9 protein-coding genes are annotated in these 15,843 nt (G+C 63.8%); 8 read left to right on the forward strand and 1 reads right to left on the reverse strand.

Annotation, left to right across the window (positions count from 1 at the left end; genetic code table 11):
* Positions 1-6: 6 nt before the first annotated feature.
* Entirely contained in the window at positions 7-2,283 is a 2,277-nt protein-coding gene (locus QM996_RS00150) for a hybrid sensor histidine kinase/response regulator (RefSeq protein ID WP_500268779.1), read from the forward strand.
* A 120-nt stretch (positions 2,284-2,403) separates the two neighbouring features.
* Positions 2,404-3,294 (forward strand): GNAT family N-acetyltransferase, encoded by an 891-nt coding sequence (olsB, locus tag QM996_RS00155; RefSeq protein WP_500268780.1) that lies wholly within the window; start codon positions 2,404-2,406, stop codon positions 3,292-3,294.
* A 340-nt stretch (positions 3,295-3,634) separates the two neighbouring features.
* Here the strand turns inward: olsB and QM996_RS00160 are convergent, their stop codons facing one another.
* Positions 3,635-5,920, reverse strand: a complete 2,286-nt coding sequence (locus QM996_RS00160) for an NADP-dependent malic enzyme (protein ID WP_500268781.1) — start codon at positions 5,918-5,920, stop codon at positions 3,635-3,637.
* Positions 5,921-6,023: 103 nt separating this feature from the next.
* Here QM996_RS00160 and mutS point away from each other — a divergent pair, with 103 nt between their 5' ends.
* The 6 genes from mutS to QM996_RS00190 all read left to right on the forward strand — a co-directional run bounded on the left by mutS (position 6,024) and on the right by QM996_RS00190 (position 15,778).
* Positions 6,024-8,777 carry a DNA mismatch repair protein MutS gene (gene mutS, locus QM996_RS00165; RefSeq protein ID WP_500268782.1) on the forward strand — a complete coding sequence of 918 codons (2,754 nt, stop codon included), beginning with the start codon at positions 6,024-6,026 and terminating at the stop codon, positions 8,775-8,777.
* A 238-nt stretch (positions 8,778-9,015) separates the two neighbouring features.
* On the forward strand, positions 9,016-11,859 hold the full coding sequence (locus tag QM996_RS00170; RefSeq protein ID WP_500268783.1) for a [protein-PII] uridylyltransferase: 2,844 nt from the start codon (positions 9,016-9,018) through the stop codon (positions 11,857-11,859).
* Positions 11,856-13,460 carry a murein biosynthesis integral membrane protein MurJ gene (gene murJ, locus QM996_RS00175; protein WP_500268784.1) on the forward strand — a complete coding sequence of 535 codons (1,605 nt, stop codon included), beginning with the start codon at positions 11,856-11,858 and terminating at the stop codon, positions 13,458-13,460. The genes QM996_RS00170 and murJ overlap by 4 nt, the downstream gene beginning before the upstream one ends.
* The gene (locus QM996_RS00180; protein ID WP_500268785.1) at positions 13,460-13,852 is read left to right on the forward strand and encodes a VOC family protein; all 393 of its coding nucleotides are present in this window, start codon (positions 13,460-13,462) and stop codon (positions 13,850-13,852) included. Before murJ ends, QM996_RS00180 begins: the two co-directional genes overlap by 1 nt.
* Positions 13,853-14,060: 208 nt before the next feature.
* The gene (gene trpS / locus QM996_RS00185) at positions 14,061-15,125 is read left to right on the forward strand and encodes a tryptophan--tRNA ligase (protein WP_500268786.1); all 1,065 of its coding nucleotides are present in this window, start codon (positions 14,061-14,063) and stop codon (positions 15,123-15,125) included.
* A gap of 161 nt (positions 15,126-15,286) precedes the next feature.
* The gene (locus QM996_RS00190) at positions 15,287-15,778 is read left to right on the forward strand and encodes a universal stress protein (protein ID WP_173515353.1); all 492 of its coding nucleotides are present in this window, start codon (positions 15,287-15,289) and stop codon (positions 15,776-15,778) included.
* The last annotated feature ends 65 nt before the right edge of the window (positions 15,779-15,843 follow it).

Raw genomic sequence — 15,843 nt, forward strand, 5'->3', positions numbered from 1 at the left:
GATCGCATGAGCGAACCGTCACGATTGCTGGAGCGGATCGAATCCGGTTTCCGGAGAGGGGACCGGACAGGAGAAGCGCCGCCGGTGGCTCCGTTCCCTGTCGAGGTGCCGCCTCCGGTCCCCGGGCAGGAAGCGCCCGTCGGCGGCAAGCGCCATGCAGTCAGTCAGGCCTCGCTGGCCTTGCTCGGCCTGGTCGCTTCCGGCCTCATTCTCGTCATCGGCATGAGTGCCGGCTTCTACCTGTTCTCCGCGGCGATTGCGGCGGCAGGCTCGGTCGGCGTGCTCCTGCTTGTCGTCGAAGCCATACGGTCCTTCGATGGCAGGCAGGCACGCGACGAAGCGGACAGGGATGGTGATTGGCACCGCTCCGAAACGTCCGCGTTGCTCTCGACCATTCACGATGCACTGGGTGACCTCGCGATCATGCGCGGCATGGACGGAAAGATCGTTCATGCCAACGCAGTCTTCCATCAGGTCTGCGGTCGCTCCGATGTCCGCGGCCTCGATTGTGCGACGCTTGGCCTGAGCTTCGAGCCGAAGATCGCGCCCAATCACTATCTGGTGCGGATTGCGGTATCGGATGGCGTGCGTCTTTACGACTGGCACGACGTGATCGCCCGCGATCCGGCCAGCGGCAAGCTCATGCGCCACAGCATTGCCCGAGACGTCACCGAGGAGGCCAGGGCGGCGCGCGAACGCGAAGCGGCACGCCGGCGGGCGGAGGAGGCGAGCCAGGCGAAATCGAGGCTGCTTGCCACCGTCAGCCATGAGATCCGCACGCCGCTTTCCGGCATTCTCGGCATGAGCCATCTGCTCGGCCAGACCCGGCTGTCGAGCGAGCAGAAGAACTACCTCGCCGGCATGCAGCAATCCGGCCATGCGCTGGTCCAGCTCGTCGAGGATCTGATCGATTTCTCGTCGCTTTCGGCCGGCCGCTTCCAGTTTCGCCCGACCCGGCAGGATCCGCGCGGCGTCGTCGAGAGCGTGGTGGAGATGCTTTCCAATCGCGCGCATGAGAAAGGCATCGAGATCGGCGCCACGGTTGCCGTCGATGTGCCCGCCGAGATGGCCTTCGACGCAGCGCGTCTGCGCCAGGTGCTTTTCAATGTGATCGGCAATGCGGTCAAATTCACCGAGGTCGGCGGCGTCTTTGTCAGCGCCGATACGGTCGATGACTGTGTGCGGATCCGCATCGACGACACCGGCCCGGGCATGTCGCCGGAGGACCTGAAGCGCATCTTCGAGGAGTTCGAGCAGGCCGGCAACGACGAGCAGCGGGCGAAGGGGACCGGGCTCGGCCTCGCCATCTCCCGACGGATCATGCAGGCCTGCGGTGGCAGCCTCACGGCCGCAAGCGCGCCAGGGCGCGGCAGTCGCTTTGAAATTCGCCTGCCCTTTGCCGAGATCGAGCCGGTGGCGCCGGAGCGCCGGTCGTGCCTTGCCGGCTCCCATGTCCTGGTCATGGCGCCGGATGGTCCGGCCTCGGCGGCGCTGGCCGCGACGATCGCCACACTCGGCGGGCGGTGCCACCGTGCCACCACGCTTGCCGCGGCCCAGCATGTCCTTGCGGACGTGCTCGCCGGCGGCGCGGCCCTGACCGACGTGATCGTCGACCACCGCCACGCCCTGCAATACAAGCAGTTGCTTTCGCTGCAGCCGGCCATCGCGCGGTTGGACGTTCGCCGCACCTATCTGATCAACCCGGAGGAGCGCAACAGCCATCCCGTCAACCAGATGGATGGCTACGAGGCCTGGCTGATCCGGCCGCTGCGCGAAAAATCCCTGGTCGAGGTGCTGCTCGGTCGCCTGAAGGGCATCGAGAAGCGCGACGCTATCAATGACAACCGGCCCGTCCTGCGGGAGGAGCCGGCGACCACTCCCGTCCGTAACAGGGCGAATGGAATCCTGCTGGCCGAAGACGATCCGGTCAACGCGCTGATCGTTCGCACCGTGCTCCAACGGTCGGGGCATTCGGTCCGCGTCGTCAGCGACTTCGGCGCCGTCGCCGAGGCGCTGCATGCGCCCGGCGAACGGCCGCTTCCCGAACTGCTGGTGACCGATCTCAATATGCCGGGTGGCGACGGGTTTTCGCTGCTGCAGCACCTGCGCGCCGACGAGACCGCGCGTTCGGCGCCACGCTTGCCCGTCATCATCCTGACGTCTGATGTGCGCGCCGATACGCGCGACAAGCTGATGGGCGCCGGTGCGGACGCCGTGCTGTCGAAGCCCGCCGATCCGCAACTGCTGACTTCGGAGATCGACCGTCTGCTGCGCAAACGGTAACTTCGGCAGTGGTAACGGTATCCATCCGGGAGCGGGGGTTGTGCGCCGCCTTCATGTCACTATGTTGTTGCAGAAACGTGGTCTAAGCCCGGCAGACGGAATTGATTCGGGATGACGCGGATGGCCATCGAGCTACTGGATTCGGCGAACGTGGTAGACACTTCTCAGGCTTGCATCGGCAAGAAGGCTGCCGTCCCGACGACCGACGTTCTTGGCCGGATCGCCAATCTCGAGACGCGCCTGGCGCGCACGGCATCGGAGATCGATGCTGCCCAGGCCGTCCGCTACAAGGTTTTCGTCGAAGAGATGAAGGCGCAGGTTGGCGCCGAAGCCGACCGCCGCAAGCGCGACGTCGACAGCTGGGACGCGATCTGCGATCACCTCCTGGTTCTCGACACCTCGATCGAGGGCGATACCGAGGATCAGATCGTCGGCACCTATCGCTTGCTGCGTCAGGATGTGGCCGAGCGGGCTGGCGGCTTCTATTCGGCTTCCGAATTTGCGATCGATCAGCTTCTCGCGCGCCACCCGACCAAGCGCTTCATGGAGCTCGGCCGCTCCTGCGTATTGCCGGACTACCGCACCAAGCGGACGGTGGAGCTGCTTTGGCAGGGAAACTGGGCCTATGCCCTTAAATACGGCATGGACGCCATGTTCGGCTGCGGTTCCTTCCCCGGTGTCGTGCCGGCCGAGCACGCGCTGGCGCTCTCCTTCCTGCATCACAACATCCGCGCCCGTGACGAATGGGCCGTGACCGCACGTCCGGAACTGCATCGGACCATGGACCTGATGCCGGCCGAGGCGATCAATGCGAAAAAGGCTCTCGCCGCCCTGCCGCCGTTGATCAAGGGCTACATGCGCCTTGGCGCAATGGTTGGCGACGGCGCGGTGGTCGATCATGCCTTCCATACGACGGATGTTTTGATCGTGCTGCCGATCAGCAATATTTCCGGCCGCTATCTCAACTATTACGGCGCCGATGCCGGGCGGTTCGCGACGTCCGTCTCCTGACGGGCGCCTGACGGGATTAACCAAATATTAATGACGAGTTTGACTTTCGAGCCTGAAAGAGAGACTTGTATTGTCAAGTTCTTCTCTAATTTCATGACGAGAGAATAGAGAAAATAACGGAGGAATGGCCGATCATTTCCGGAGATCGGTCGGCAAAGAGACCAAAATCCTCCGTCTTTCATTACCTGAAACGTAGTATGGTTGCCTGAACTTGAGCTCGCCTCTTCTCTCCAGGAGGTGCGAGCTCATCTTTTTACAAGTTGTGCCGATTTGTTACTATTTCGGCAGACTTGGCCACTTCGAGTGCCAGGCCTGCGCCAAAATAGTACATTCGTCGGTGTCACATGCCGGCGTTGTAGGCGGCAATGGCGGCCATGTTGACGATGTCGGAATCCTTGGCCGACATCGAAACAATCTGGATCGACTTGTCGAAGCCGACGAGCAGCGGACCGATCACGGTTGAGCCGCCGAGTTCCTGCAGCATCTTGGTCGAGATCGATGCCGAGTGGAACGCCGGCATGACGAGCACGTTGGCCGTGCCCGAGAGGCGGCAGAACGGATATTGCTCCATGACGCGGGCGTTAAGCGCGACGTCCGCCGCCATTTCCCCGTCATACTCGAAGTCGACGCGGCGCTTGTCGAGGATGTTGACCGCTTCGCGCACCCGCTCGGAGCGCTCGCCCTTGGGATGGCCGAAGGTGGAGTAGGCAAGCATCGCCACGCGCGGCACATAGCCGAGGCGCTTGGCGAGGCCGGCGGCTTCCTCGGCGATATCGGCAAGCTCTTCCGACGAGGGCATGTCGTGCACTGCCGTGTCAGCGACGAGCACGGTACGGCCGCGGCAAAGCGCGATCGAGACGCCGATGACGCGGTGGCCGGGCTTCGGATCGATGCAACGGCGCACGTCCTCGAGCGCCGTCGAATAGTTGCGGGTAACACCCGTGACCATGCCGTCGGCATCGCCGAGCGCCACCATGCAGGCGGCGAAGTGGTTGCGGTCGTTGTTGATCAGGCGCTGGGCGTCGCGGAAAAGGAAGCCTTTCCGCTGCAGACGGGCATAGAGATAGTCCGTATAGGCGCCGACGCGCTTGGAAAGCCGTGCATTGACGATCTGGATGCCCGGGCGGTCGAGATCGATGCCCTCGCGCTCCGCCGTCTCGCGCATGCGTTCCTCGCGGCCGAGCAGGATGGCGGTGCCGAGCTGCTGGTTGGCATAGGCGATTGCCGAGCGCATGACCTGCACCTCTTCGCCTTCGGCAAAGACGATGCGCTTCGGCTGGCGCCGGACGCGTTCGTAGATACGCTGCAGCGTCGAGGCGATCGGGTCGCGCCGGGCGGAGAGCTGGCGGCCATAGGCTTCGAGATCGGTGATCGGCTTGCGGGCGACGCCGCTTTCCATTGCCGCCTTCGCGACCGCCATCGGGATCGCCGAGATCAGGCGCGGGTCGAAGGGAACCGGAATGATGTATTGCGCGCCAAAGCGTGGCCGGTTGCCCTGATAGGCGGCGGCGACATCGTCAGGCACGTCTTCCTTGGCAAGGCTCGCCAGCGCTTGCGCGGCGGCGATCTTCATCTCGTCGTTGATCGTCGTCGCGCGCACGTCGAGCGCGCCGCGGAAGATGTAGGGGAAGCCGAGCACGTTGTTGACCTGGTTCGGATAATCCGAGCGGCCGGTGGCGACGATCGCGTCGTCACGGATGCGGGCGACCTCTTCCGGCGTGATTTCCGGATCCGGATTGGCCATGGCGAAGATGATCGGTCGTGGCGCCATCGAGCGGACCATGTCTTCCGACAGCGCACCCTTGGCCGAAAGGCCGAAGACCACATCGGCGCCATCGAGCGCTTCGGCGAGCGTGCGGCGGTCGGTCTTGACCGCATGCGCCGACTTCCACTGGTTCATGCCCTCGGTGCGGCCCTCGAAGATGACGCCCTTGGTGTCGCAGAGGATGACATTTTCCGAGTTGAAGCCCATCGACTTGATGAGCTCGATACAGGCGATGGCGGCAGCACCGGCGCCGTTGCAGACGAGCTTGGTGGTCTTGAAGTCGCGACCCGTCAGTGCCAGCGCATTGATGAGGCCGGCGGCGGCGATGATCGCGGTGCCATGCTGGTCGTCGTGGAACACCGGAATGTCCATGACCTCGCGCAGCTTCTGCTCGATGATGAAACAGTCGGGCGCCTTGATGTCTTCGAGGTTGATGCCGCCGAAGGAGGGGCCGAGGAAGCGCACGCAGTTGATGAATTCGTCGACATTCTCGGTATCGACCTCGAGGTCGATGGAATCGACGTCGGCGAAGCGCTTGAACAGCACCGACTTGCCTTCCATGACCGGCTTGGAGGCGAGCGCCCCGAGGTTGCCGAGGCCGAGAATGGCGGTGCCGTTCGAGATCACGGCCACCATGTTGCCGCGCGTCGTATAGTCATAGGCGGTGGAGGGGTCCTCGGCGATGGCCTTCACCGGAACGGCGACACCAGGCGAATAGGCGAGCGACAGGTCGCGCTGGGTGGCCATGGCCTTGGTGGGGGAAATCTCCAGCTTTCCGGGACGGCCCTGCGAGTGAAAGTCGAGCGCTTCCTGCGCGGTGACGGTCGTCACGGCGCGATCGGTCTTGTCGGTAGCCGGCATGTTTACTCCATCCTCCTGTGGGCGAGCCTTGCGACGCGCCTCTTTATGGTTGTCGTCTATAATTGCTTGGGGATAGTGTGCCATCTCTTTTTTCGGAACAATCATGAATTTCGTGACAGACCAATCGAACCGCGCCGGCGAGGTGTTGTCCGCAGCCGATCTGGCGACCGAGGAGAGCCGCTCCTCGGCGACGCCGATGATGGAACAGTTCATCGAGATCAAGGCGAACAACCCGGATTCGCTTCTGTTCTACCGCATGGGCGACTTCTACGAGCTGTTCTTCCAGGACGCGGTCGAGGCGTCGCGGGCGCTCGGCATCACGCTGACCAAGCGCGGCCAGCACATGGGCCAGGAGATTCCGATGTGCGGCGTGCCGGTGCATGCCGCCGACGACTACCTGCAGAAACTGATCGGGCTCGGCTTCCGGGTCGCCGTCTGCGAACAGGTGGAAGATCCGGCGGAAGCCAAGAAGCGCGGCAGCAAGTCGGTGGTGCGCCGCGACGTCGTGCGCCTGGTGACACCCGGCACCATCACCGAAGAAAAGCTTCTGTCGCCATCGGAGACCAACTACCTGATGGCGCTGGCGCGGATCAAAAGCGGGTCGGAACCCGCTTATGCGCTGGCCTGGATCGATATCTCCACCGGCATCTTCCGCCTGGCCGAAACGGGTGAAAGCAGGCTGCTTGCCGATATCCTGCGCATCGAGCCGCGCGAACTCATTCTCGCCGATACGGTGTTTCACGATCCGGAATTGCGCCCCGTCTTCGACGTTCTCGGCCGCGTGGCTGTGCCGCAGCCGGCCGTGCTGTTCGACAGCGCCACGGCCGAAGGGCGTATCGCCCGCTATTTCGGTGTGAAGACGCTCGATGGCTTCGGCACGTTCTCGCGTGCGGAACTGGCGGCCGCCTCGGCGGCGATCTCCTATGTCGAGAAGACCCAACTTGCCGAGCGTCCGGCGCTCGGCATCCCCGAGCGCGAAAGCGCTGCCTCGACGCTGTTCATCGATCCGGCGACCCGCGCCAATCTCGAACTCGTCAAGACCCTGTCGGGTGCGCGCGAAGGTACGCTTTTGAAGGCGCTCGACAGGACGATGACAAGCGGCGGCGCGCGGCTTCTCGCCGAGCGGCTGATGTCGCCGCTGACCGATCCGGATCGCATCAACCAGCGCCTCGACTCGATCGAGATCCTTGCCGACCAGCCTTCCTTCGCAGGCGACCTGCGCGACGCGCTCCGGCGGGCGCCGGATATGCCGCGCGCCCTGTCGCGGCTGGCGCTCGGCCGCGGCGGCCCGCGAGACCTCGGCGCCATTCGGGCCGGCTTGCATGCCTCCGCGTCGATTTCACGCTTGATGGCGGCAGGCACGCTGTCGGATGAGCTGAGGGATGCACGGGCCGCGATCGACGCGCTGCCGGCCGGCCTGCTCGGCCTGCTCGATGCCATGCTTGGCGAGGAACTTCCGCTCCTGAAACGTGACGGCGGTTTCCTGCGCGAAGGCGCCAATGCCGAGCTCGACGAAGTGCGGGCGCTGCGCGACCAGTCGCGCCGGGTGATCGCCGGCCTGCAGCTGCAATATTGCGAAGAGACCGGCATCAAATCGCTGAAGATCAAGCACAACAACGTGCTCGGTTATTTCATCGAGGTAACCGCCGGCAATGCCGGCTCGATGACCGACACGGATGCCGGCCGCGCCCGTTTCATCCACCGTCAGACCATGGCGAACGCCATGCGCTTCACCACGACGGAGCTGGCCGAGCTCGAAAGCAAGATCGCCAACGCCGCCGACCGGGCACTGTCGATCGAGATCGAGGCCTTCGACCAGATGACGGCCGAGGTCGTCGCCGCTGCCGAGACGCTCAAGGCGGCGGCCTTGGCGCTTGCGACGATCGATGTCTCGGTCGGCCTCGCCGTGCTTGCCGAGGAGCAGGCCTATGCCCGCCCGACCGTCGACCGCTCGCGCATGTTCGCGATCGACGGCGGCCGCCATCCGGTGGTCGAGCAGGCGCTGAAGCGCCAGGCGGCCAATGCCTTCGTCGCCAATGGCTGCGACCTCTCGCCGCCGGATGGCGAGGAGGGCGGCGCGATCTGGCTGCTCACCGGTCCCAACATGGGTGGTAAATCGACCTTCCTGCGACAGAACGCGCTGATCGCGATCATGGCGCAGATGGGGACTTTCGTTCCGGCGGCGAGTGCCCATATCGGCATCGTCGACCGGCTGTTCTCCCGCGTCGGCGCGTCCGACGATCTGGCGCGCGGTCGCTCGACCTTCATGGTCGAGATGGTCGAAACGGCGGCAATCCTCAACCAGGCGACCGATCGCTCGCTGGTGATCCTCGACGAGATCGGCCGCGGCACCGCCACCTTCGACGGCCTGTCGATCGCCTGGGCGGCGGTCGAGCACCTGCACGAGGCGAACCGCTGCCGCGGCCTGTTCGCCACCCACTTCCATGAGCTGACCGTGCTTTCGGAAAAGCTCGGACGGCTTTCAAATGCGACCATGCGTGTGAAGGAATGGCACGGCGACGTGATCTTCCTGCACGAGGTGGGGCCCGGCGCTGCCGACCGCTCCTACGGTATTCAGGTCGCCCGCCTTGCCGGCCTGCCGGCCTCGGTCGTGGCGCGCGCCAAGGACGTGCTCGCCAAGCTCGAGGATGCCGACCGCAAGAATCCGGCGAGCCAGTTGATCGACGATCTGCCGCTCTTCCAGGTGGCGATCCGCCGCGAAGAGGTGAAGGCCGCAGGTCCGTCCAAGGTCGAGGAAGCGCTGAAGGCGCTGAACCCGGACGACATGACGCCGCGTGAAGCACTCGACGCGCTCTACGCGCTGAAGAAGGAACTGAGCGCCGCCAAGGCGGGATGAGGAAAGGTGTGTGCGGTTTTCCGCCCGCATCCCGCCAACCGTTGAAATGGGCTGAAGCGGTGCGCGCCTTTTTCCTGTGCAGGTGCCGGTAAAAAGGCTATACAGCGCCGCGCGCCTTTGCCGGCGCGGCGATTGAAATGCTGTGTGGTCTTTTTTCGGCCTCGGTCGCAAGGATCATGCAGGAGCGCTCGACAGAGCGACCACGCAACCAGTCGGACAGGACGCCCCTCGGCACTTCATGGGCAGACACGAAATATCCTTCCCCGAGATCCTCGACGTCGCAGCGCTGCGGGCGAAATGCGACTTCATCGCCTCGGCCCACGCCGAGCAGCGCGAGCCGATGCGCCAGGCGCTGCTTGCCGCCTTCAAACAGGCGAATACCGCTGGCCGGACGAAGGCCCGCGAGCTGTTCAACGCCGATGGTGCCGGTATTCTCTGCGCCGAGCGCATTTCCTGGCTGCAGGATCAGCTGATCACCGTGCTACACGACTTCGTGCTGAACGAGATCTTCGACGCAGCCAACGCGCCGCCGGCCTCGCGCATCGCGGTGGCTGCGGTCGGCGGTTATGGCCGCGGCACGCTGGCACCGGGTTCGGACATCGATCTTCTGTTCCTGCTACCGGTCAAGAAGGCGGTCTGGGCGGAGCCGGCGATCGAGTTCATGCTCTATATCCTCTGGGACCTGGGCTTCAAGGTCGGCCACGCCACCCGCACCATCGACGAATGCATCCGCCTGTCGCGCGCCGACATGACGATCCGCACGGCCATTCTGGAGACGCGTTACATCTGCGGCTCCGAGACGCTGAGCACCGAGCTCGAAACGCGTTTTGACCACGAGATCGTGCGCAACACCGGCCCGGATTTCATCGCCGCCAAGCTTGCCGAGCGTGACGAGCGCCATCGCAAGGCGGGCGATACGCGCTATCTCGTCGAGCCAAACGTCAAGGAAGGCAAGGGCGGGCTTCGCGACCTGCACACGCTGTTCTGGATCGCCAAGTATTTCTACCGGCTCAAGGATACCGCCGACCTCGTCAAGCTTGGGGTCTTGTCGCGGCAGGAATACAAGCTCTTCCAGAAGGCCGAGGACTTCCTCTGGGCCGTGCGCTGCCACATGCATTTCCTGACCGGCAAGGCGGAAGAGCGGCTGTCCTTCGACATTCAGCGCGAAATCGCCGAAGCGCTCGGCTATCACGACCACCCCGGCCTCTCTGCCGTCGAACGCTTCATGAAGCACTACTTTCTGGTGGCGAAAGATGTCGGCGATCTGACGCGTATCTTCTGCGCAGCACTCGAAGACCAGCAGGCGAAGGATGCGCCCGGCATTTCCGGGATCATCGGCCGTTTCACCCATCGCAGCCGCAAGATCGCCGGCACGCTGGATTTCGTCGACGACGGCGGCCGCATCGCGCTCGCAAGCCCCGATGTCTTCAAGCGCGATCCGGTCAACCTGCTGCGCTTCTTCCACATCGCCGATATCAACGGGCTCGAGTTTCATCCGGCGGCTCTGCGCCAGGTGACGCGCTCGCTGAGCCTGATCACGCCGCATCTGCGCGAGAACGAGGAGGCGAACCGTCTGTTCCTGTCGATCCTCACCTCGCGCCGCAAGCCGGAGCTGATCCTCAGGCGCATGAACGAGGCGGGCGTTCTTGGTCGTTTCATTCCGGATTTCGGCAAGATCGTCTCGATGATGCAGTTCAACATGTATCATCACTATACGGTCGATGAGCACCTGCTGCGCACCGTCGACGTTCTCTCGCGCATCGAAGGCGGCATCGAGGAAGAGGCGCATCCGCTGGTCGCCAAGCTGATGCCGGGGATCGAGGATCGCGAGGCGCTCTATGTCGCCGTGCTCCTGCACGACATCGCCAAGGGCCGGCCGGAGGACCATTCGGTCGCCGGCGCCAAGGTGGCCCGGCGTCTTTGCCCACGCTTCGGGCTTTCGCCGAAACAGACCGAACTCGTCGCCTGGCTGATCGAGGAACATCTGACGATGTCGATGGTCGCGCAGACGCGCGACCTCAACGACCGCAAGACGATCGTCGACTTTGCCGAACGGGTGCAGTCGCTCGACCGGCTGAAGATGCTGCTGGTGCTGACGGTTTGCGATATCCGCGCCGTCGGCCCCGGTGTCTGGAACGGCTGGAAAGGCCAGCTTCTGCGCACGCTCTATTATGAGACCGAGCTGCTGTTGTCGGGCGGTTTCTCCGAATTGTCGCGCAAGGAGCGTGCGGCCCATGCTGCGACGATGCTGGGCGAGGCCCTGACGGACTGGTCCGAAAAGGAGCGCGACGCCTATGTTCGCCTGCATTATCAGCCCTATCTGCTGACGGTGGCGCTGGAAGACCAGGTGCGCCATGCGCGTTTCATCCGCGAGGCTGATGCCGCGGGCAAGGCGTTGGCGACCATGGTGCGCACGCACCAGTTCCATGCGATCACCGAAATCACGGTGCTCTCACCGGACCATCCGCGTCTCCTGACCGTGATTGCCGGCGCCTGCGCGGCTGCGGGCGCCAACATCGTCGACGCCCAGATCTTCACGACGTCGGACGGGCGGGCGCTGGATACGATCCTGGTCAACCGCGAGTTCTCCGTGGACGAGGACGAGATGCGACGGGCTGCCAGCATCGGCAAGCTGATCGAGGATGTGCTTGCCGGCCGCAAGCGCTTGCCGGAAGTGATCGCCAGCAGAACCAAGGTGAAGAAGCGCACCAGGGCCTTCACCGTGACGCCCGAGGTGACGATCAGCAACACGCTGTCGAACAAGTTCACGGTGATCGAGGTCGAGGGCCTCGACCGTCCGGGGCTCTTGTCCGAGATCACCGCTGTGCTCTCCGATCTCTCGCTCGACATCGCCTCGGCGCACATCACCACCTTCGGCGAGAAGGTGATCGATACCTTCTACGTCACCGACCTCGTCGGCCAGAAGGTGACGAGCGAAAACCGTCAGATGAACATTGCCGCCCGCCTCAAGGCCGTCATGGCCGGTGAGGGTGACGAAGCCCGCGATCGCATGCCCTCCGGCATCATCGCGCCGCCACCAGGCGTCTCCTCCGCTCAAAGAACGACAAAAGCCGAAACATGAGTCTGGTCAAGAAATTTGCAACCGTCGGCGGCGCGACCCTTGGAAGCCGCCTGTTCGGCTTCATCCGCGAAACCTTCATGGCCGCCGCCCTCGGCACCGGCCCGGTGGCCGACGCCTTCAATACCGCCTTTCGCCTGCCCAACACCTTCCGCCGGCTGTTTGCCGAGGGAGCCTTCAACTCCGCTTTCGTGCCGCTCTTTGCCAAGGAGATCGAGGCGAACGGCATGGAGGGCGCGCGGCGTTTCTCCGAAGAAGTCTTCGGCGTTCTCTTCACCGTCCTGTTGTTCCTGACGATCGCGATGGAACTGACGATGCCCTTCATCGTCAGCAGCCTGATCGCCCCGGGCTTTGCCGACGATCCCGAAAAGCTCGGCAACACCATCGTCTTTGCAGGCATCATGTTCCCCTATCTCGCCTGCATGTCGCTGGCGGCGATGATGGGCGGCATGCTGAATTCGCTGCACCGCTTCTTCGCGGCAGCGATTGCGCCGGTGTTCCTCAACGTCATCCTGATCGGGGTATTGGCCTATGCCTGGTTTGCGGGGCAGGATCCGGTGGCCGTCGGCTATGCCCTTTCCTGGGGCGTCATGGCCGCCGGTCTGGTGCAGCTTGCCATCGTCTGGTTCGCCGTGCGCGACGCCGGCATCAAGATCGGCCTCCGACGCCCGAAGATGACCGCCAGCGTCAGGCGCCTGCTGGTGCTCGCCCTGCCGGCGGCGATCACGGGCGGCATCACCCAGATCAACCTCTTGATCAACACCAACATCGCTTCGGCGAGCGAGGGCGCGGTCTCGTCGCTGGTTTATGCCGACCGCATCTACCAGCTTCCACTCGGTGTCGTCGGCATCGCGGTCGCAACCGTGCTTCTGCCGGAACTCGCCCGCGCACTACGCTCCGGCAACCTCGTTGAGGCGTCGAACCTGCAGAACCGCTCGGTCGAGTTCACGCTGTTCCTGACGCTTCCGGCCGCGGCCGCGCTGTTGGTCATGTCCGAGCCGATCGTTCGGCTGCTCTTCGAGCGCGGCAAGTTCTCGCCGGAATCGACCGTCATCGTCGGTCACATCCTGGCAATCTACGGTCTCGGCCTGCCGGCTTTCGTGCTGATCAAGGCCTTCATTCCCGGCTTCTTCGCGCGCGAGGATACGCGCACGCCGATGATCTTCGCTGCCATCTCCGTCGTTGTGAACGTGTCGCTTGCGCTCACTCTGTTTCCGCGCCTCGGCGCCAGCGGTATCGCGACGGCCGAGATCGTTGCCGGCTGGGTGAACGCCGTCCTGCTCTTTGCGACACTCGTCTGGCGCGGCCATTGGGGCAGGGACATGCCGTTGCTCACCCGTATCCCGCGCCTCGTCATCGCGGCGGCGGGCATGGCCGCGGCGCTCTATTTTGCCATCGGCTGGTTTGCCTTCGAGCTCTCCTCTGCCGCGCCGCTGCTCACCCGGGCGGTGACGCTATCGGGTCTGGTCGCTGTTGCCATGATCATCTACTTCGTGCTTGCTTTCGGCCTTGGCGGTGCCAGCCTCGGCATGATCCGTCGCAATCTCAAACGCGGGGCGAAAGCGCCCGCGGCGCCCGTCGCCGCACCTGAGGCAGGGGACTGATGCGCCAGACCATCGCACGCGTTGCCCTGGTCGTGCCGGACTACGACGCGGGCATCGCCTTCTATTGCGGCAAGCTCGGCTTCGATCTCGTCGAAGACACCGCACTCGACGCGGACAAGCGTTGGGTCGTCGTGCGTCCGAAAGGTGCGGTTGAAACATCGCTTCTGCTCGCCAAGGCCGACGGCGAACGCCAGCAGGCGGCGATCGGCAACCAGACCGGCGGCCGCGTCGGCTTCTTCCTCTTCACCGACAATTTCGCCCGAGACCATGCGGCGATGCCGGCCGAAGGCGTCGTCTTTCTCGAGGCGCCGCGCCACGAGCCCTATGGCACCGTTGCCATCTTCTGCGACCCGTTCGGCAACCATTGGGACCTGTTGCAGCCGGCCGCGTAGACCGCGTTTCGCCCCTCTTGATTGCCTCCCGTGACCCGTGCATAAGCCATGCCGTTAGCAACATGGGCCAGCCGGCCCTACAGCGCCGCGCGTCTCAGACGCGCAAAGGTCGCTGTAATACTTCGAATGGCTGCATGTTTTTATCCTTAAATCGGTGACGATTTAAGGAAACATGCAGTAGGCCCTCCACCAGCCTATTGAGGACGACATGAACGAATTCAAGCCGCTCGTATTTTCCGGCGTTCAGCCGACGGGCAATCTCCATCTCGGCAACTATCTCGGCGCGATCCGCAAGTTCGTGGCGCTGCAGGAAAACAACGACTGCATCTATTGCGTCGTCGATCTGCATTCGATCACCGCCCAGCTGGTGCATGAGGACCTGAAGGGGCAGATCCGCTCGATCGCCGCCGCCTTCATCGCTTCGGGCATCGATCCGAAGAAACATATCGTCTTCAATCAGTCGGCGGTGCCGCAGCACGCCGAACTCGCATGGATCTTCAACTGCGTCGCCCGCATCGGCTGGATGAGCCGGATGACCCAGTTCAAGGACAAGGCCGGCAAGGACCGCGAGAATGCCTCGCTCGGCCTGCTCGCCTATCCGAGCCTGATGGCGGCTGACATCCTCGTCTATCGCGCCACCCATGTGCCTGTCGGCGACGACCAGAAGCAGCACCTGGAACTGACGCGCGACATCGCCCAGAAGTTCAACATCGACTTCATGGAGCACATCCGTCGCGGCGGTTACGGTGTCGATATCGTCGTCGGCGAGGAGCCGATCCATGCCTATTTCCCGCCGGTCGAACCGCTGATCGGCGGCGCCACGACGCGCGTCATGTCGCTCAGAGACGGCACTAAGAAGATGTCGAAGTCCGATCCGTCCGACCTCTCGCGTATCAACCTGATGGACGATGCTGAGACGATCTCGAAAAAGATCCGCAAGGCCAAGACCGACCCGGACGCGCTTCCAAGCGAGCTCGATGGTCTGAAGGGACGCCCGGAAGCGGAAAATCTGGTCGGCATCTACGCCGCGCTGTCGGACAAGAGCAAGGAGCAGGTGCTTGCCGAGTTCGGCGGGCAGCAGTTCTCGGTCTTCAAACCGGCGCTCGTCGACCTCGCGGTCGAGGTCCTGTCGCCGATCACCGGCGAGATGCGCCGCCTGATGGGCGACACCGCACATATCGACGCGATTCTCCGCGATGGCGGCGAGCGTGCGCGGGTGCGCGCGGAAAAGACGATGACCGAAGTGCGCGAGATCATCGGTTTTCTGCAGTAATCCGGTGATTTTGGGTCCCGCGACCCAAAATCACCGTTGTCATCGATCCGCACGGATCGGAGCGGGACGGGTGGAAAACCGTATGCACTTTTTCCTCGTCCCGCTCCAAAACGCCAAAATGAGACCTTGCGGCGGCACGCCCGGGATGTAATGTTCACCCTATGGTCTCGACCCGACTCTCTCGACTTGAAGGTCACCGCCGCAAATTCATGGCGGTGATAGACGATACCCCGGAATGCGGCCGCGCCGTGCACTATGCGGGCATGCGCGCCAAGAACTCCAATGGCGGTCTCGTCCTGCTCTATGTGATCGCCGATGCCGACTTCCAGCAATGGCTGGGGGTCGAAGAAATCATGCGTGCGGAAGCGCGTGAGGAAGCCGAGGCGACGCTCGCCAAGGTGGCTCAGTCGGTCCGCGAGCGGATCGGTATCGAACCCGAGATCGTTATCCGCGAGGGGACTGCCACGGAGCAGATCCATGCGGCGATCGAAGAGGACCGCGACATCGCCATTCTGGTGCTGGCCGCAGGATCGGCGAAGGAAGGCCCAGGTCCCCTGGTGTCGTCGATCGCGGGCAAGGCTGCAGCTTTCCCGATCCCCGTCACCGTCATCCCTGATGCGCTGACGGATGAGGAGATCGACGCGCTCAGTTGATCTGCGTCGCTATGTGCCCTTGCGGCCGCAGGGCCATGCCCTTATATTCTTTTGAATTATTCTAA

The sequence above is a fragment of the Sinorhizobium chiapasense genome, from assembly GCF_045277575.1.
Classification (GTDB): Bacteria; Pseudomonadota; Alphaproteobacteria; order Rhizobiales; family Rhizobiaceae; genus Ensifer; species Ensifer chiapasense_A.

Bases quoted from the DNA above. Each gene is read 5' to 3' on its own strand.
- trpS (WP_500268786.1), top strand. From the start codon at position 14,061: ATGAACGAATTCAAGCCGCTCGTATTTTCCGGCGTTCAGCCGACGGGC.
- QM996_RS00150 (WP_500268779.1), top strand. From the start codon at position 7: ATGAGCGAACCGTCACGATTGCTGGAGCGGATCGAATCCGGTTTCCGG.
- olsB (WP_500268780.1), top strand. From the start codon at position 2,404: ATGGCCATCGAGCTACTGGATTCGGCGAACGTGGTAGACACTTCTCAG.
- mutS (WP_500268782.1), top strand. From the start codon at position 6,024: ATGAATTTCGTGACAGACCAATCGAACCGCGCCGGCGAGGTGTTGTCC.
- murJ (WP_500268784.1), top strand. From the start codon at position 11,856: ATGAGTCTGGTCAAGAAATTTGCAACCGTCGGCGGCGCGACCCTTGGA.
- QM996_RS00170 (WP_500268783.1), top strand. From the start codon at position 9,016: ATGGGCAGACACGAAATATCCTTCCCCGAGATCCTCGACGTCGCAGCG.
- QM996_RS00190 (WP_173515353.1), top strand. From the start codon at position 15,287: ATGGTCTCGACCCGACTCTCTCGACTTGAAGGTCACCGCCGCAAATTC.
- QM996_RS00160 (WP_500268781.1), bottom strand. From the start codon at position 5,920: ATGCCGGCTACCGACAAGACCGATCGCGCCGTGACGACCGTCACCGCG.
- QM996_RS00180 (WP_500268785.1), top strand. From the start codon at position 13,460: ATGCGCCAGACCATCGCACGCGTTGCCCTGGTCGTGCCGGACTACGAC.